The sequence below is a fragment of the Chlamydia muridarum str. Nigg genome, from assembly GCF_000006685.1.
GTDB classification, from domain to species: domain Bacteria; phylum Chlamydiota; class Chlamydiia; order Chlamydiales; family Chlamydiaceae; genus Chlamydia; species Chlamydia muridarum.
Genome location: NC_002620.2, coordinates 366992 through 384732 on the forward strand (window position 1 = coordinate 366992; position 17741 = coordinate 384732).

Below are 17741 nucleotides of genomic sequence, written 5' to 3' on the forward strand. Positions count from 1 at the left end.
GAAGAAAGTGAAAAAGTTAAATCTACTCGTGCTGTTAGGAGTGTTTTGTGGGGTGGGGGCTGTTGGAGATGCCGATGTTAAGGTATCTGATGCCCTGTCTCAGTCTATTCTTTCCGAACCAAGGATCCGCGTTCTTTTGTTGAGTGAAAGTACGACGGCTTTAGTTGAAGCTAAGGGAGCTTTTTCTGTATTTGGAGATGGCGAGCTTTTGCGAGTTTCTTCTCAAGGACAACGTTGTGCTGCTCATGCATTATATGGAGGGATTCGTTGGGGAGAGAATTATCCTAATGTTGAGTGTTTAAAAATCGAACCTCTTGATGGATCCGCGTCTCTATTTGTTAATGGTATTCAATACAAAGGCTCCGTATACATTCACAAAACAGAGCGTAACTGTTTGTTTGTGGTGAACGAGCTTGCGATAGAAGACTATCTGAAGTCAGTCCTTTCTGTGAAATATTTGAAAGAATTGGATAAAGAAGCTTTATCGGCTTGCGTCATCTTAGAGAGAACGGCTTTGTACGAGCGTCTTCTTGCAGGTAATGCTAATAGCTTTTGGCATGTCAATGCTCAGGAAGATCGTTATGGGGGGTATGGAGTTACATCCCAGTTTTATGGTGTAGAAGAGGCTGTGGATTGGACATCTCGACTCGTGTTGGATAATCCCGAGGGATTAGTTTTCAATGCAGATTATCTGTTGCAATCCAATGTAGATCGTTTAGCTATAGAAGGCTATAATGCGCGGCAAATTTTAGAGAAATTTTATAAAGATGCTGATCTTGTCGTCATTGAGTCTTGGGAAGACAATAATAGAGGTGTTTGAAGAACTTATTAAGTTCTTTTGTGTGTAAGGACCGAACTCTTTATAGGGTTCGGTCTTTTTATTTGGGTTCAATAGGTTTCTTTTTTCTACTAATTGCCACCAAAGAGCTATATGGTTCTAATGAGAGTTTAGGAGATAAGATTTGAGAAAAGAAGCCAGTTGTACTATCCACAATTTTCTCATAGGCTAGATGTTCTTGTCTTAGTTTAGGTAAAGCGATCTCAATACGCTCATTTCCACTGTAGAAAGCTATAAATAGACTGTAATTGGGATGTTTTAATTCAAATGCTAGATAGTGGTCTGGAGTCCATTCTCTAGGCAACCCTTGAGAATTTAGCCAGGTTATTGTCTCCTCTGATAAGAAATTTGTGTTGAATAGTTCAGCATGCGTTGTACGCAAAGTAATGATTTGACACAGGAAAGAAAAAAATTCTTTTCTTTCAGCTAATCGATCCCAAAGGAAGTGATTAATTTTAGTATCCAAGCACCAATGGTTGTTGTTTCCATAAGCAGTATGACCATATTCATCGCCAGATTTTATCATAGGGATTCCCTGGGATAAAAAGAGGGCGAGAAAGAAATTTTTCATTTGTCGTTCACGTAACTGGCAAATGTTTGGGTCAGTAGTTTCTCCCTCACATCCAAAATTATAGCTGTAATTTGCCGAAGTTCCGTCACGGTTGTTCTCTCCGTTCTCTTCATTATGTTTGTGATTATAGGCAACGCTATCATAGAGAGTGAACCCGTCATGAGAACAAATATAATTAATAGAATTCGTAGAATTTCCTGCAGGATAGATATCACGAGATCCGGATATTCGAGACGCGAAAGAACTAACCTGATGAGGATCCCCATTAAGGAAGGCTTTTACGTGGTCGCGATAGCACCCATTCCATTCGCTCCACCTAGTTGATATAGAAGGGAAGTGCCCGAGTTGATAGAGTCCCCCTGCATCCCAAGGCTCTGCAATAAGTTTGGTTTCCGATAGAATGGAATCAGACGATATTGCTTGCAGAATAGGAGTCAAAGAGCGGGGAACTCCTTGCAAATCTCTTGAAAATACTGCAGCTAAGTCAAAACGAAATCCATCTACATGCATTTCTTGAACCCAGTAACGCAAAGCATCAAGAATCCATTTAATGGCTATAGGTGTATTTGTATTTACTGTATTTCCACATCCGGAAAAATTAAGAAGATCTCCATTGTCATTGACCATATAATACGACTCGAGATCTATCCAAGGGAGAGGGCAGCTTGTTCCTTCAAATCCCGTGTGATTGAAAACTACGTCTAATATAACTTCTATCCCTGCGCGGTGTAATGTTTTTACTAAAGTTTTAAATTCGCGTGCAGGAGCGCAAGGATCTGTTCCATAGGTATAACGGCGAGAAGGACAGAAAAAATTAATCGAAGAGTACCCCCAGTAATTACATAAGTGGGGGAAATCTTTATTTTTAAATGGGTGAATAGTTTCATCAAACTCAAAAATAGGAAGCAATTCGACAGCATTAACACCCAGTTTTTTAAGATGATCAATTTTTTCTATGATGCCAAGGAAGGTTCCTGGATGCGTAACTTGGGAAGAAGGGTCCTGCGTGAACGAACGAACATGCATTTCATAGATGAAATAGTTTTCTTTAGGAAGCCTTAAGGGAGTATCCCCTTCCCAGTCAAAATCTTCTTGTTTTAAGTAACTAAAAGTGTAGTCGTTTGGTTGTTTAGATGATCCGAATAGCTGAGGAGAGAAAATGTTTTTAGAGTACGGATCAGCGATATAAGCATTTGTAGAGAAATTAGGAAAAGCGGAATCCGATTGTCTAAGTTTATAAGCGTAAGACCATTCGTTTGAAATTCCTGAAATTTCTATATGCCAGATAGCTCCTGTTCTATGATCTGTAGAAGAAAGAGGGATTTCATGAATCTCAGAAAAAGGATCTAGTAGTACTAAAATGACTTGTTGCGCACGGGGAGCAACCAGCGAGAACCGATAACGATCCGAAGAGAGTTTTTGAGCTCCTAAGGGAAGCGGGGTGGTGAGGTGAATAGACAAAGATCCCATAAAAAACTAGAATGCATAAGTTAAATAAAAAAAAGGAAGAGGGGAGACTCTTCCTTTTATCATATGAAAGCTAAACCTACGCACGAATTCCTGTTGGAGGAGGTTGAATTCCTCCGCTGCCTCCTTGAGGCATTTGAGGCATAGTGTCAACGGAAGGTTCTCGTCCAGCGCTGATATCAGAACAGACCGTTCGCCATTTCACAACAGTTTCAATGAAAAGCTGTGCAAAAGCTTTCAATAGATTAGTCTCTGCATATTTCATATCTAACACGCAATGCATTAGGATCAACTGTTCTTTAGTAGCAACTCCTACTCCTCCACCAGCCATTTGGCCTCCGAGCATAGAGCCTTCCAACAATTTCTCATACAGAGCCAACTTTCTTTGCGGATTATCTGGGAGTCCGTCAAGGAGAGGTGCGTAAACATAAAGGCGATCAGAGTGCTCTTCGTAGGTCAGGTGAAGAGAAAACTCTCCATCAACAAACAAAATGCACGTATTATTCTGATCGAAGGCCACGTCGGGGAGCTTGAGCTCTTTAGCAAAATTTTTTAGATTTTCCTCAGCATTCTGTCTGGACATGAGGGAATCTCCTTTGTACTGTTTTTTTTAACTTAACATGAGCAGGTTTGTTAGTAAACGATTAGAGCCGCGATAAGAATACTTGCTGTTAGGCTAAACTTTCTTATCGAGGAGTGAGGCATCCTTTCTCAAGATTTCTTGACACATCAAGTTGCAACTGACAAGAAAATAAGAAGGCGCAAGCTCGTGCTCCCTCGTTCTACTATGTATTGAACGTACGCTTTCTAAAGTCCCTTTAGTTTTTGTAAGCTTAAGCTTAATCTATCCGTAGATACAATGAGGGGACAATTGTCACAGGATATTTTTTTTAGTTATTTTCTGCAATACTCTATAGAGAATACTTGTGTTCACGAAAAAATCAGTCCTAGTGTACAGTCTTCGAAGAAGACGAAGAGGTTCTGAATGAACAGCTTCTTCTTTTGAGTAGGGTAATTCGCAGGAAGTAAGTTTTAATAGACAAGGGTGGTTTTTATGTTGTTCGGATATTTGGTAGGATTTCTAGCTGCCGATCCTGAAGAAAGAATGACGTCAGGGGGTAAACGGGTTGTTGTTTTACGTTTAGGCGTTAAATCCCGCGTGGGGTCTAAAGACGAAACAGTATGGTGCCGATGCAATATCTGGAATAATCGTTATGATAAAATGATCCCTTATCTGAAAAAAGGATCTTCAGTGATTGTTGCGGGAGAGCTTTCTGTAGAGAGCTATATGGGGAGAGACGGTTCTCCTCAAGCTTCTATCTCTGTAAGTGTAGACACACTGAAGTTTAATTCAGGGTCTTCTCGTCCTGAAAGTCGGGGTTCGGATGAGGGGCGTCAGCGATCTAATGATAATGTCTCTCTTGGATTTGAAGGAGAGAGTTTGGATACAGAAATCGCCCTTGATAAGGAAGTATATGCTGGATTTGGAGAGGATCAGCAATACGCTAGCGAGGATGTTCCTTTCTAATTTTTCGTTTTTGGCCCCTTGGCAAGAGAGTTTCTTTTTCCTAAGGGGCCTGTCTTTTTTCATTTCATTTAACCAATCAGCTAAGAAATTATTGGTCCATTAGTGAATAAGGCTGCGTAGCATATTTGCTAAAAAGACGATTCTTTCCTATAGTCCTTTTTTTCACCTAGGAATAAGTTAGAGGTGAAAGCTGGGTCGTTTTGCTTTTTAGTCTTCTCTTCCGGAGTCAATTGTTTGGCCAGGTCGCCAGTTTGAGATGGGAATTTGCAAAACGCGTTCTGCTTGTAATTTTGACTCAATCGATTCAACAAAGAGGTTATTGTGGTGTTGCTCTATTCTCAAGCGAGTTGGGATAAACGATCGAAAGCAGATGCGCTTGTTCTTCCTTTTTGGATGAAGAACGTTAAAGCTCAAGAGGCTGCAGTTGTTGATGAGGACTACAAGCTTGTCTATCAAAACGCATTACAAAATTTTTCTGGAAAGAAGGGGGAAGCTGTTTTTCTTTTTGGAAATGATAAAACCAAAGAGCAAAAAATAGTTCTTCTAGGGTTAGGAAAGAGCGAGGAGGTTTCCGGGACTGCAATTTTGGATGCCTATGCTCATGTTACTACAGTTTTACGAAAAGCTAAGTGTAAGACTGTAAATATTTTGTTACCTACTATTTCGCAGTTGCGTTTCTCTGTAGAAGAATTTTTGACGAATCTAGCTGCAGGAGTTCTTTCTCTTAACTATAACTATCCGACTTATCATAAAGTCGATGCCTCCTTGCCTTTATTAGAAAAAGTCACTGTATTGGGGATTGTTCCTAAAGTAGGAGACAAGATTTTTAGAAAAGAAGAGAGCTTATTTGAAGGAGTATATTTAACACGAGATTTAGTAAATACGAATGCTGATGAGGTAACTCCAGAAAAACTTGCTGCTGTTGCTAAGGGACTAGCTGGAGAATTTGCTAGTTTGGACGTCAAGATCCTTGATAGGAAAGCCATATTAAAAGAGAAGATGGGACTATTGGCCGCAGTCGCTAAGGGGTCGGCTGTTGAACCTCGGTTTATTGTTCTGGATTATCAAGGAAAACCTAAGTCAAAAGATAGAACGGTGCTCATTGGTAAGGGGGTGACGTTTGACTCCGGTGGATTAGATTTGAAGCCTGGTAAGGCGATGATCACTATGAAAGAAGATATGGCTGGAGCAGCTACAGTTTTGGGCATTTTTTCTGCATTGGCTTCTTTAGAACTCCCTATCAATGTGACAGGAATCATTCCTGCTACGGAGAACGCTATAGGATCTGCAGCTTATAAGATGGGAGATGTCTATGTGGGCATGTCTGGGCTGTCTGTAGAAATTGGAAGCACAGATGCTGAGGGAAGACTTATTTTAGCGGATGCGATTACCTATGCTTTGAAGTATTGCGCCCCTACGCGAATTATTGATTTTGCCACTTTGACAGGAGCCATGGTGGTTTCTTTAGGAGAAGCTGTAGCTGGATTTTTTGCTAACAATGACGTTTTGGCTAGGGATTTGGCAGAGGCTGCATCAGAGACTGGGGAGGCCCTTTGGAGAATGCCTTTAGTCGAAAAATATGACCGTGCTCTTCATTCAGATATTGCAGACATGAAAAATATCGGAAGCAACCGAGCAGGGTCCATTACTGCGGCTCTGTTTCTACAACGTTTTCTTGAAGACAATCCAGTAGCGTGGGCACATTTGGATATTGCTGGTACCGCTTACCATGAAAAAGAAGAGCTTCCTTATCCTAAATATGCAACAGGATTTGGTGTTCGTTGTTTAATTTATTATATGAACAAGTTTTTATCTAAATAGTTCTTGTTTAGGTTTGTCAAAATAAAAAGATTTGGTTGGTTTTTAATTTTTTTATTAAAAACCAACCTTTTTTATTAAAGTTTTTCATTCTTCCTGTCGATAGATCAAATAAGTGGTAGTTACCTGTCTAATTAGGGGAATGAACATGTTGGGAGTACAAAAGAAACGCAGCACAAGAAAGACGGCTGCAAGAAAGACTGTAGTACGTAAGCCTGCCGCTAAGAAGACGGCAGCTAAAAAAGCTTCGGTAAGAAAAGTTGCAGCTAAGAAGACTGTGGCTCGCAAGACTGTAGCTAAAAAAGCAGTAGCAGCTAGAAAGCCTGCCGCTAAGAAGACGGCAGCTAAAAAAGCTCCAGTAAGAAAAGTCGCAGCTAAGAAGACTGTGGCTCGTAAAACTGTAGCTAAAAAAGCAGTAGCAGCTCGCAAAACAGTAGCTAAAAAATCTGTAGCAGCTAGAAAGACGGCAGCTAAAAAAGCTCCAGTAAGAAAAGTTGCAGCTAAGAAGACTGTGGCTCGCAAGACTGTAGCTAAAAAAGCAGTAGCAGCTAGAAAGCCTGCCGCTAAAAGAACTGTCTCAACAAAAAAAACAGCCGTAGCAGCAAAAGCTGGAGTTTGTATGAAAAAACATAAACATACTGCAGCTTGCGGACGTGTAGCTGCTTCTGGAGTAAAAGTTTGTGCTTCCTCTGCTAAGAGAAGAACACATCATAATCGTTCTCGTACAGCTCATAGTTGGCGTCAGCAATTAATGAAGCTTGTTGCTAAATAGCAATTGCTGTTTCCAATCTGGAGTAACCGGGAAAAAGAATGCTCTTTTCCCGGTTTTTTATATTTATTGGCTGAGTTGAAATAGCTAGTATGGCTAGAATCTTAGAGCAAGAGGAATGATCCTAATGGGTTGAGTTCAGGCATTGCTTATGGAAACCTGCCAAAATAGTGTCCGCATAGAGTCTATAAAAGACTTTATTCATCATTTTGAAAATCAACGCTTTAAAGTGTTTATAATTGGCTCTTCATTTCCCGAAGACAAGGATATTTTTCTGGAACTTTATGTTTCCGGAAGAGGGCGACTATTTGATGGACAACGTTTAGTTAAACAAGAGCTTTTATCTTGGACTGATAATTTTGGGTTGTTCACTTCAAAGGAAACTATTGGTATTTATCAAGTTGAGAAGATGAGCTCCTCTTTACAAGAGTTTATCATAAGCTATGCTCATCATCCTAATCCGCATCTCACATTATTTCTTTTCACAAGTAAAGCAGAGTTCTTCTCAGCTTTTTCATCGAAGCTCCCTAATGCCCTTTGTTTATCTCTCTTTGGTGAGTATTTTGCAGAACGCGACTCTCGTATAGCACAGGTATTGATCAAGCGTTCAATGGATGTTCAACTGTCTTGTTCTTTAGGGGTCGCTAAGCTTTTCGTAAGTAAGTTCCCGCAGGTTGGAGTTTTTGAAATTTTTAGTGAATTTCAAAAGTTGATTTGTCAAATTGGGGGCAAGAGTTGTTTAGAAGCTTCAGACGTTCAATCGTTTGTAGAAAAAAGAGAATCTGCTTCTTTATGGAAATTACGGGATGCTCTTCTTCGTAGAGATCTCTCAACAGGGCAAAGTTTGATGCAATCTCTGGTATCTGATTTGGGAGAAGATCCTCTTGCTATTCTCAATTTTTTACGTAGCCAATATTTATCTGGGCTTCGAGCAATAGCGGAACAGTCGAAAGATCGCAAAACACAAATCTTTTTCGCAGCAGGAGAGCAGGCTCTTTTGAATGGATTAAACTTATTTTTTCATGCGGAGAGTTTGATTAAGAATAACGTGCAAGATCCCATTCTTTCTTTAGAAACCATGATTGCAAGACTGTAAATTTCTTTTGATCGGACGTTTTCGCAGTGTATTTTTTCCTTGGCATCTTCTAGAATGGACTCTAATCCAATTATTTAGGGATGCTTATTGTCTATGACGCTATATCTTCTTCCCAATACTTTAGGTAACAAAAGAGTGGAGGACCTTCCTTCTATTGTAGGAGAGATTGTCCGGAATAAAATTCAGGGATTAATAGTAGAAAGTGATCGTGGCGGTCGTTTGTTCCTAAGTTTATGGAAGGTTAAAGATCCGCATAAGTTCCCTCTTGCTGTAATGAGTAAGAATGATACTTCTGTTAAGGCTTGTGACTTCTATTTAGAACCTATTATTAAAAAGGGAGAGTCTTGGGGGGTTATTTCTGATGCAGGATTGCCATGCATTGCTGATCCAGGGGTAAGGCTCGTTCAAAGAGCTCGGTCATTAGGAGTGCCTGTTCAGGCTGTAGCTGGTCCTTGTTCCATTACGCAAGCATTAATGCTTTCTGGTCTACCTGGTCAGAATTTCACATTTCATGGCTATCTTCCTCAAAATCCTAAAGAAAGAGCTCGTTATGTACGGGGATGCTCGGGGAAAGCGCATACGCATATTTGCATAGAGACTCCTTATCGTAATCAATACACATTCGAAGCTTTGTTAGATCAGCTTCCAGCTCATGGAGAGCTTTGTGTTGCCATTGATTTGATGGGGGATCAGGAATATGTCTCGACACGTAGCGTTGCTGTTTGGAATCAATCTTCTGATCTAGAAGAGGTTCGCGAACGTTTGAAAAAAGTCCCCGCTATTTTTCTGTTCGTTAATTCTTTTTAGTTGTTTTATGCGAAACTTTGTTTTGTTTGTTAATTTAATTTTTTCTAATTAAAAGGAAATTAGTTTTAATTAATTAAAAAGACAAAACATGAATGATAAAACGATAATTCATAAAGAATCTGTTGCTTTTGCGGCAATCCCTCCTACCCAGCCTGCAGCTCCTGTTACCAAAATGTTGTTGGAATGTACTCAGACAGGGGGAAATACTGGTGTTGATGGGATGGTCACCACAGCTTATGTTAATTTAGATGCCAAGAATCAGCAAGTACGTCAGGTTGGTGCTGGGACTGAAGACCAGGATGTTGTCGTGTTGTCACAACTGGATGGCTACTTACAGAAAGGGGCTAAATCAATAGCCGGATTATTTCTTTCGACTTCCGGGGGAATGATGGTTGGAGATATTAATATGGGAACCAACCAACAGAATACCATTCGAGGTCTTCCTTCTTCCTGGGGAGAAGCGTCATTTCTAGGAAATGATTATGCAGCATCTGTTGGGATAGTAAATGATGTCTTAGGAAACTATGAGGACCGATTAAATGATCTGATTGCTAAAATCAATATGTATGCTGGGACCGGAGAGGGCAGCATGGCCAAACTCATCACAGATCTAGGAAGTCCTAAAGAGACCACGTCAGGATCGACGACTACCATAACATTTGATAAGCCTGAAGAGGCTAAGTGGCTGTTATTAAGCGCTAAGAATGCTATGACAGGGACTTTGCGTTTCGAGCAACAGCAGGGAGCTTTGCCAACAGCTGCCGCGCCTACAATAAAAAATCTAAAAACTGGTGACATAGGAGTCGTGGGAACGGCAACGCCTAAAGAAAAGTTACAGAAAATTGTCACTGTCTCAGATTTAACGACTATACTGAATGATTTACAAAATAATTCCTCTGGAGGTTCAGGATCAGGAACGGGGTCAACGACAACACCTACTTTCCCAAATTGGACAGGGCAAGAAGTTCCTTATTTTGTGGAGCAGAATCCCAATGGGACTTCAGGTAGTGGTACTCAAAGTCCTATTAAATCTACTAATGCTGATAAGTATATTAAAAAGGAGAATTCTACCTATTCTCTATTGAGACGAGGCGTTTATCTCGTAACATTTGCTTATGAATTTACTTCCTCTCAAAATCAGGCTGTCACATGTACCGGAACACTTACAGAAAAAACAACGGGAGGAACAGGATCTAATCCTGAAACCCTATTTTCTGTAGTAGGTTCCTCAGATGGTTTGACTGTAGTGGGTAGTTTCTATATTCTGGTTCCTGGAGAGAAAGCATTTTCAGAACATACGTTAGAGTTGAAATTAACTACCGGAACTGCTGGAACAGCTGCTACAGCTTCTAAGAGTTATGTAGCTATTTCTTATATGGGAGCTGGATATTAATACTCTTAAGTTAAGGGAGAGAATCTCCCTTAACATTTCTTGGTTAGCTATCTTGTAATGCTAGGATCTAGGGTGTAGGCGTAGTTGTGTTTTTTGTCACGTTTCCTTGCGTTAGCGTTAAAGACCAGTCAAAAGATTCCAATGTAATACCCGTAGGATCGGCTGTTCCCCCTGTATTGTTATTTGGATTATTATATTTCAGTTTTAATGTTGACCCCACCGCTTGTACAGGAATTTGTATTACGCAAGATTGTCCTGAAGAGAGTGTAAGTTGTTTGGTGATAGGGGGTATTGTTGTTGTCGTTGTTGGAGCAGTGACTGTAAGCTCTAAGGTAATTGGGTCTGTAGATGGGGTTGTAGCATTAGCTGGATGTGTCCAAGTTCCTTGCATAAAAAAGGTTAGGATTCCAGTTTTTTGAATCACCATTTCTGATCTGGAACTGTCTGCAAAAGAAAAGAATTCTTCCCATAAAGGAGATTTTTCTGAAAAAGTAGTTGTGTTTCCTGCATCTGGCTGAGAAGGATCAGGTTCTTGTAGCCAATTAAAGTATTCTGAAACGACAACATTGGATAGATTTTTATCGTTATTTTTTAGGAAGGCCATTTGTGGAGAAGTAATCTTGGCCTGTACGAACTCTACATTGATAGCACTTTTTGTATCTTGATTTGTTGGGGTCCCTAAATCCGATATGGTATGTTGGCTCATATCGATATTTCCGTATACTGTTCCTCCGCTTGTTTTCAAGAATTCCGCGGACATGTCTGATTCAGGCTCTTCAGTAATGCCTTCTTCGTTAATGCCTAATAGTCGGTTTAAGTATGCAACTTGTGTGTCAATACTTGATAAGTTGGTAATCGCATTGGTAATTTTGTCGTTCTTTTTAATGACATCAGCTTGCTGATTTACGTAATTAATGGTGACTGCAGAGTGGTCCACGGGAGTCTGTTGACCATTTTTGTACATAACTAGGTCTGTAATATTATTCCCTTGCATATCAATGCTCCCAGTCATTGTTCCTCCTGTTGTGGGTAGGAACCCAGGATTGGGATCATTTTCTTTTGTATAATTATCTTTTAGATATTTGAGTGTAACGGCATCCGAAGGGTCTGTAGGGTCTATGGACTTGGTTATGGTTTTAGTTTCCTTGATGATTCCAGGAGTCGATTCAATATGGGACTCGCTGATATTTAACAGGACTTTTGTAACAACTTGATTAGGGTTCCAAAAGGAGGAAGAAATATTATTTTTTTTATGACTCATAATTTTAATTTATTGATCTTTAGTTTCCGAACCTTAAATGTTTTTTGATTTAAATCTGGTTTGATTTAAGGACTGAGCTTTGCTTAGCCCTTAAATCAAAAATCTCTAAGGAGATGTTGTTGTGGAAGTCACATCTATTGGATATAAAGCAGCTTCCCAGGACCAGGAGGATAGTGTTGAAGGTGTTGTCCCGCTTCCTCCGGAAGTTGTGGAGGGAGCTATTTTCACTTGGGCAGCTGCTGTAATAGGAAGTTGCATCATCACAGAATTCCCAGAGTGGAGAGTTATGGGGAGGGTGAGTGTAGTTGCACTTCCTGTTGATCCGCCTCCGCCAGTTGTATCGGGTGTAACAGTTAGACTTACAGGAAAAGTAGCGGGAGTTTGAGTATTCCCTCCGGAAGTTGAGCCATTCCAAGTTCCTCGAACAGATAAAACAAGTAAGCCTGCAGTTTTAATTTTAAGATTCTCTTGTGTTGTTTCAAAATATTGATCGGAGTCAGTCGTTTTAAAATCAGGCTCAGAAGTGGATCCACTGGTTGTGCTAAGCCAGGGGATATGCCCACTAATTGTAGTTTGGGAGAAGGTATTGGAAATAAAGGTTCTCTTGGGTTGCTTAAGTTTAGATTCAAGATAGGTAACATTGGCTGCGTAGTTGTCTTCTCCGCTATCTGCAGGAGTTTTGATATTAGAGATCTGAGCGTTAGTCATTTTCAGATCCCCTGTAAGAGTGTTATCGGATTGTGTTACCACGAACTCGGAATTTTTGATATTAGATGGGAGATTATCATAAGATGGTGTCGAGCTAGTAGTAGGGGGATTTGTTGATCCTCCAGGTGCAAAGGTCCCTGTAGTAGGATCAATTGTCGGTGGAGGAGGGGGAGTGGTTATCTCAACCCCAAGGGTTTTTTGTGCTAATGCAATTTTTTTTTCGACTTCTTTAGCAGAAGCATTGGCAGTGTCTAGTTGTGTATTGGTTGTTAGTCTAGTGACTATACCATTTACGTATTGTACAGTTGCGGCTTCGGAATAAAACGCTTTCCAAGCTACATTGTAGTCACTAATTTTCTTTTGATATGCAGCCAATTTTGTGTTGTAGTCTGCAATAGCGGCTTCTTGTTCTTCTTTTGTTTTATTTTGAAAATCAACATCTTCACTAGGATCTGAGGGTTTTTCAGAGTCGGGGGGGAGTTGTATAGTCGGGGCAGTTGGTTGTTTCAAATTGAAGATAGAATGCGTCCCCATATTGATGTTGCCAGTCATCTTCCCTCCTTGAATAGGGAGATAACCCGGATTCGGATCATTCTTGGATAAATAGTTTGCTCGAAGATATTGTAAAGGGACTGCATCAGTCTCTCGAGTTGGATTCGCTACTCCAGTTAATTTCGCTATGTTATTAAAACTTAGTTTGGTGAATGAGGAGAATTGTTGCGAGCCAATGCTCAATATCGAATTCGCAGGTGTATTCCGTTGAAAAACTATAGATGCATTAAAATTGGTTGTTTTTTTTGTTTTTATTCATTTTTCAATTAAAAATTAATCGATTAGTTTTATTGGTTTTAATATCGATTAATTTTTTATTTTTAAAATGAAAAAGAAGAACACATGATTTCTTCTGCTATAGAATCATGAAAAAGTCGGCCTTGTTTATTCAATGAAAATGTTTGGGCATTTATTGCAAATAGAGGACGTATAGATGGGTTCATTAAAATTTCATTAACCAGCTCTTCAGGAAACATGCAAAAAGGAATGGGATCACAGAGACGAAGACGTAAGGCTAGAGCTTCTTTAATGCGCTCGCAGGGAGGGAGCTCTTCCATAGATTCTGCAGTTGGTTGATGGTGATGCGCGGCTCTTAGATAATGGGAAATCCGAGAAAAATTTTTAGATCGGATGCCGTTAAGATATTGCGAAGCTGAGACTCCCAATCCTAAAAAAGGTTTATCAGTCCAGTAGTAGGTATTGTGTTTAGATTCTGCATGGTTTTTTGCATAAGAGGCTAGTTCATATCGATTAAATCCATGATTCTCTAAAAGTTCTTCGGCTTTTAGTGCCATTTCTGCCAAAGAATCCTCATCCGCTATGGAAGGAAGAATGCTCTTGCGATGTTTGTAAAAAGAGGTATGAGGATCTACGGTAAGATTATAGACGGAGATATGCTGGATGGGGAGAGTAATTGCTTGATGAAGGTCGGTAATAAAATCGCTAATAGATTGCGTGGGGAGTCCATAAATAAGGTCGGCAGACAAGTTAGAAAAGCCGTATTGAGAGCAGAGTAAGAATGTCTCAATCGCTTTAGATGAGGAATGGGTTCGTCCAAGTAATTTAAGCAAGGGATCGTTAAAGGTTTGTATACCAATGCTTATGCGATTAACCGCGGTCTGGGACAGATCTCGGATATATTCTTGAGAAAGATTTTCGGGGTTGGCTTCAAGGGTGACCTCTGTCGCAGAATGAGCTTCCAGCGTTGTGAGAATATCCTGAATAAGGGAAGGCGGGACTAATGAAGGCGTCCCTCCTCCAAAAAATACAGTGTCGATATAGTAATGACAACGCAAAGGAGCTAGCTTTCTTAATCCCTCTTTAATCACAGCTTCACAGTAAGAGCGTACTAACTCTTCTTTGTATGGGATCGTGTAAAAACTGCAATAATGACATTTTTTTGAGCAAAAAGGAACGTGTATGTAAAGAGCTAAAGGAGTCTTACCATTCATTTGCGTCTGGATCTATGATGCCTCCTCGGCGCCAACGATTGCGATCACTGAAAGGATCTTCATCGTCTTCGCTGGAATAATCGAGTTCACTTCCGCTCTCTTCTCCTCCTTCCTCGCCTAAATCAATCTCAATAGTTTCACTAGTATCGAGATCGACCTCTGTATCCGAAGATTCCACAAACTCCACATCCGAAACGCTAGGGCCATCAGGGTAAATTGTTTTAGCAGGACTTCTACGGGGAGTTACATATTCTTTGATCTCACCGCTTTCCTTCAGAAGTTGTAGGCGCTCTTTCTCTTCTAAGATCTTGCTCTCTAGAAGACGGATCTCTTCTTGGTGTCTCTCAATTTCTTTTTTGGGGACGAGGCCAAGTTGCATCCACTGGGTAAGGTCATGAAGCTCTGATTCTAATTTTTTTAAACGCTCACTTTTCATTCGTAAATAGTCCCGTTCTATGATTGAAATAGGCCCCCCTGAGAGCCAATTTACTTTTTCCTACCAAGGGTAACAGCATTCTTTTGCTCAAAAAAGCAGAAAGTGAGCAGGCATAAACAAATAGATCAGGAGAGATTTCGGCTAATAAAATACTCGTTCCTAAGTATTTGTTCAACTGCTAAGCCAAGCTCCATTAGCTCTTGTAATAAGTCAGGAGTTCAGGTTATTCGATACTCAAAAAAAAGCAAAGTTTGCTTTTTTTGAAAAATAAAAATTTTGTTATGGAAAGCTTTCTAAAAGCGTCACTCTCAACAAATAGATTCGTCTTATGGATTCAGATTTTGCCAAACATGTACATTCATTGGATATCGATTGGATAGAGTCTTTGTTAGAGCGATTTGAGAATCATGAATCCTTAGACGCTTCTTGGAAGTATTTCTTTGAAGGCTATCAAGTTGGGAAAATAGATGGTTGTCCAAAAGCTGATGCTGGGGATCAGGCTTTCGAGGCGTTGCAAGAGAAGAAAGCGCAAAGCCTCTTGATGGTATACCGTTATTACGGTTACTTACAGGGGCAAATTTCTCCAATAGCTTCTGTGGAAGAATCCTCTTTAGTTGCAGAAAAAGTTCAGGGGTTTGATTTGCAGGAGATGATTCCTTCTTTAGGATTACTCCCCCAATCTCATGTTCGTGTCACAGATTTTATTCAGGTATTAAAGGATAAATATTGTCGCAGTATCGCGGTTGAGACATTGACATGCTCTCCTGAGATCCAAGAGTACATTTGGCAACTTATGGAAGGGGAGAAGCCTATCTTAACTAAAGAAGAGTTGCTTTCTAGGTATCAAGCAGTCAAAAAAGCTGTAGCTTTTGAAGAGTTTTTGCAGGTTAAATTTACTGGACAGAAGCGCTTTTCCTTAGAAGGAGGGGAGAGTTTGATCCCCATGTTGGAACATCTTATTGCTTTTGGAGCAAAGCAAGGGACCAATCGTTATGTGATGGGGATGCCGCATCGTGGTCGATTAAATGTTTTAGGAAATATTTTTGGTAAACCTTATCGACAGATTTTCATGGAATTTGAAGACACTCCTCAGATAAGAGGTCTTCAATCAGTGGGGGATGTCAAGTATCACAAGGGGTATGTTGCCGATAGGCCAAAAGAGAATGTCATCATGGCCCTATTACCGAATCCTAGCCACTTAGAAGCAGTAGATCCTGTTGTAGAAGGAGCTGTAGCAGCAATTCAACACCAGGGAGAAGCGGGAAAAGAGCAATCTTGTTTAGCTGTTTTAATGCATGGGGATGCTGCTTTATCTGGTCAGGGGATTGTGTACGAAACCTTCCAATTGAGTGGGATTCCGGGATACTCCACGGAAGGGACCTTACATATTGTAGTGAACAACCAGATAGGGTTTACCGCACATCCACGAGAATCTCGTTCTACTCCTTACTGCACAGATATCGCTAAGATGATGGGAATCCCTGTATTTAGGGTTAATGGTGACGATGTTTTAGCCTGCCTACAGGTTATTGAGTATGCTATGCGTGTTCGCAATCGCTTTCATTGTGACGTGATTATTGATTTATGTTGTTATCGCAAATATGGTCACAATGAAAGTGATGATCCTTCTGTTACAGCTCCGTTCCTTTACGAAGAAATTAAGAAGAAACAGCCCGTTTCATTGTTATTTAAAGAAAGATTGATTAGTTGCCCTGATTGGCAAATCAGTCCCCAAGAGTTGGACAAAATTGATGAAGAGATAGAGCATGTTTTAAACCAAGAATTTGCTTCTTTGAAAGATTCTGGTGTTGAGCAGTTGGATAAAAAAGAATGTATGCATTGCTCTCGCATGGCAGTAGGAGAGCTGCTGGTTGATAATATAGATACTTCTTTGGATAAAGATTCGCTATTTGACGTAAGTGCAAAGCTTTGTGATATTCCGGATCATTTTACTCCTCACACTAAGATTCGCTCCTTGCTAAATAAGCGAATGAGTATGGCCAATGGGGATATTGGTTATGATTGGGGAATGGCAGAAGAAATCGCTTTTGCCTCTTTGTTACAAGAAGGTTTTTCTTTACGTTTATCTGGACAGGATTCTATTCGAGGAACCTTTAGTCAGAGGCAACTTGTTTGGACTGACGTTCGGACAGGCGATACATTCTCACCATTATATCATCTCTCTTCGAGTCAGGGAAGCGTGGAGTTATATAATTCCCCATTGTCTGAATATGCTGTATTAGGGTTTGAATATGGCTATGCGCAACAAGCAGAAAAAACGCTGGTTATTTGGGAAGCTCAGTTTGGAGACTTTTCTAATGGAGCGCAGATTATTTTTGACCAGTATATTTCTTCAGGAATTCAGAAATGGGATTTGCATTCCGATGTAGTAGTCTTGTTGCCTCATGGCTATGAGGGACAGGGACCGGAACATTCTTCCGCTCGTATAGAGCGTTATCTTCAGCTTGCTGCTGATTGGAATTTTCAAGTAGTGCTTCCATCTACTCCAGTGCAATATTTCCGTATTCTTCGGGAGCATACAAAACGGGACTTATCTCTGCCGCTTATTGTTTTTTCTCCTAAAATGTTACTCAGACATCCGCAGTGTGTGAGTTCCATTGAAGAATTTGGGATCAAAGGGGGATTTAAACCCTTCTTGGAAGATGCGAACCCTAATTATTATGCAAAAGTTCTCGTTTTATGTAGCGGTAAAATTTATTACGACTATCGTGCAGCATTGCCAAAAGATTATGAATGCAATTTTGCTTGCATACGAGTAGAGAGTCTGTATCCATTGTATTTAGAAGATTTATTGGCTCTAATAGGCAAGTATCCTCAAGTTGAACATTACGTATGGTTGCAAGAAGAACCCCAAAATATGGGAGTATTCAGTTATTTTGCGTTAGCAACGGACGAGATTTTCCCTAGTAAATTGCAATGTGTTTGTCGTCCTAGAAGTAGTTCGACTGCAACAGGATCTGCAAATTTGAGCCAAAAAGAATTATCCACATTAATGGAAACATTGTTTTCTATAGGTAGAGAGTAG

Annotated in this window: 14 protein-coding genes; 8 read left to right on the forward strand and 6 right to left on the reverse strand. The window is 40.2% G+C overall.

Annotated elements, in window-relative coordinates; translation table 11 throughout:
• Positions 1 to 7: 7 nt before the first annotated feature.
• Positions 8 to 820 carry a SpoIID/LytB domain-containing protein gene (locus tag TC_RS01560; RefSeq protein WP_010230120.1) on the forward strand — a complete coding sequence of 271 codons (813 nt, stop codon included), beginning with the start codon at positions 8 to 10 and terminating at the stop codon, positions 818 to 820.
• A 58-nt stretch (positions 821 to 878) separates the two neighbouring features.
• On the opposite strand, the gene TC_RS01565 is transcribed toward TC_RS01560, so the two are convergent.
• Both TC_RS01565 and TC_RS01570 read right to left on the reverse strand, forming a co-directional pair.
• Entirely contained in the window at positions 879 to 2879 is a 2001-nt protein-coding gene (locus TC_RS01565; protein WP_010230122.1) for a glycogen debranching protein, read from the reverse strand.
• Between the two features lie 76 nt (positions 2880 to 2955).
• On the reverse strand, positions 2956 to 3459 hold the full coding sequence (locus TC_RS01570; RefSeq protein ID WP_010230124.1) for a type III secretion chaperone Slc1: 504 nt from the start codon (positions 3457 to 3459) through the stop codon (positions 2956 to 2958).
• A 471-nt stretch (positions 3460 to 3930) separates the two neighbouring features.
• Here TC_RS01570 and TC_RS01575 point away from each other — a divergent pair, with 471 nt between their 5' ends.
• The 6 genes from TC_RS01575 to TC_RS01600 all read left to right on the forward strand — a co-directional run bounded on the left by TC_RS01575 (position 3931) and on the right by TC_RS01600 (position 10287).
• Positions 3931 to 4404 carry a single-stranded DNA-binding protein gene (locus tag TC_RS01575; RefSeq protein ID WP_010230127.1) on the forward strand — a complete coding sequence of 158 codons (474 nt, stop codon included), beginning with the start codon at positions 3931 to 3933 and terminating at the stop codon, positions 4402 to 4404.
• 321 nt (positions 4405 to 4725) lie between these two features.
• The gene (locus TC_RS01580; RefSeq protein ID WP_010230133.1) at positions 4726 to 6225 is read left to right on the forward strand and encodes a leucyl aminopeptidase; all 1500 of its coding nucleotides are present in this window, start codon (positions 4726 to 4728) and stop codon (positions 6223 to 6225) included.
• A 145-nt stretch (positions 6226 to 6370) separates the two neighbouring features.
• The gene (gene hctB / locus TC_RS01585; protein WP_010232112.1) at positions 6371 to 6994 is read left to right on the forward strand and encodes a histone H1-like DNA-binding protein Hc2; all 624 of its coding nucleotides are present in this window, start codon (positions 6371 to 6373) and stop codon (positions 6992 to 6994) included.
• 148 nt (positions 6995 to 7142) lie between these two features.
• Positions 7143 to 8087: a DNA polymerase III subunit delta gene (locus TC_RS01590; RefSeq protein WP_010230142.1), complete on the forward strand. Its 945-nt coding sequence runs from the start codon at positions 7143 to 7145 to the stop codon at positions 8085 to 8087.
• 93 nt (positions 8088 to 8180) lie between these two features.
• The gene (locus TC_RS01595; protein ID WP_010230146.1) at positions 8181 to 8894 is read left to right on the forward strand and encodes an SAM-dependent methyltransferase; all 714 of its coding nucleotides are present in this window, start codon (positions 8181 to 8183) and stop codon (positions 8892 to 8894) included.
• Between the two features lie 88 nt (positions 8895 to 8982).
• Positions 8983 to 10287, forward strand: a complete 1305-nt coding sequence (locus tag TC_RS01600) for a hypothetical protein (RefSeq protein WP_010230149.1) — start codon at positions 8983 to 8985, stop codon at positions 10285 to 10287.
• A 67-nt stretch (positions 10288 to 10354) separates the two neighbouring features.
• Here TC_RS01600 and TC_RS04870 read toward each other — a convergent pair whose 3' ends face one another.
• The 4 genes from TC_RS04870 to TC_RS01620 all read right to left on the reverse strand — a co-directional run bounded on the left by TC_RS04870 (position 10355) and on the right by TC_RS01620 (position 14695).
• The gene (locus TC_RS04870) at positions 10355 to 11548 is read right to left on the reverse strand and encodes a hypothetical protein (protein ID WP_010904313.1); all 1194 of its coding nucleotides are present in this window, start codon (positions 11546 to 11548) and stop codon (positions 10355 to 10357) included.
• A gap of 105 nt (positions 11549 to 11653) precedes the next feature.
• A complete protein-coding gene (locus TC_RS01610; RefSeq protein ID WP_370894917.1) occupies positions 11654 to 13027 on the reverse strand; it encodes a hypothetical protein in 1374 nt (457 codons plus the stop codon).
• A 101-nt stretch (positions 13028 to 13128) separates the two neighbouring features.
• Positions 13129 to 14259, reverse strand: coding sequence for a radical SAM family heme chaperone HemW (gene hemW, locus TC_RS01615; protein ID WP_010230160.1), 1131 nt, complete (start codon positions 14257 to 14259; stop codon positions 13129 to 13131).
• Positions 14249 to 14695 (reverse strand): hypothetical protein, encoded by a 447-nt coding sequence (locus TC_RS01620; protein WP_010230163.1) that lies wholly within the window; start codon positions 14693 to 14695, stop codon positions 14249 to 14251. Before TC_RS01620 ends, hemW begins: the two co-directional genes overlap by 11 nt.
• A 328-nt stretch (positions 14696 to 15023) precedes the next feature.
• Between TC_RS01620 and TC_RS01630 the strand changes: the two genes are divergently transcribed.
• Positions 15024 to 17741, forward strand: coding sequence for a 2-oxoglutarate dehydrogenase E1 component (locus tag TC_RS01630; protein WP_010230166.1), 2718 nt, complete (start codon positions 15024 to 15026; stop codon positions 17739 to 17741).

Bases quoted from the DNA above. Each gene is read 5' to 3' on its own strand.
- TC_RS01565 (WP_010230122.1), bottom strand. From the start codon at position 2,879: ATGGGATCTTTGTCTATTCACCTCACCACCCCGCTTCCCTTAGGAGCT.
- TC_RS01570 (WP_010230124.1), bottom strand. From the start codon at position 3,459: ATGTCCAGACAGAATGCTGAGGAAAATCTAAAAAATTTTGCTAAAGAG.
- TC_RS01575 (WP_010230127.1), top strand. From the start codon at position 3,931: ATGTTGTTCGGATATTTGGTAGGATTTCTAGCTGCCGATCCTGAAGAA.
- hctB (WP_010232112.1), top strand. From the start codon at position 6,371: ATGTTGGGAGTACAAAAGAAACGCAGCACAAGAAAGACGGCTGCAAGA.
- TC_RS01590 (WP_010230142.1), top strand. From the start codon at position 7,143: ATGGAAACCTGCCAAAATAGTGTCCGCATAGAGTCTATAAAAGACTTT.
- TC_RS01595 (WP_010230146.1), top strand. From the start codon at position 8,181: ATGACGCTATATCTTCTTCCCAATACTTTAGGTAACAAAAGAGTGGAG.
- TC_RS01600 (WP_010230149.1), top strand. From the start codon at position 8,983: ATGAATGATAAAACGATAATTCATAAAGAATCTGTTGCTTTTGCGGCA.
- TC_RS04870 (WP_010904313.1), bottom strand. From the start codon at position 11,548: ATGAGTCATAAAAAAAATAATATTTCTTCCTCCTTTTGGAACCCTAAT.
- hemW (WP_010230160.1), bottom strand. From the start codon at position 14,259: ATGAATGGTAAGACTCCTTTAGCTCTTTACATACACGTTCCTTTTTGC.
- TC_RS01620 (WP_010230163.1), bottom strand. From the start codon at position 14,695: ATGAAAAGTGAGCGTTTAAAAAAATTAGAATCAGAGCTTCATGACCTT.
- TC_RS01630 (WP_010230166.1), top strand. From the start codon at position 15,024: ATGGATTCAGATTTTGCCAAACATGTACATTCATTGGATATCGATTGG.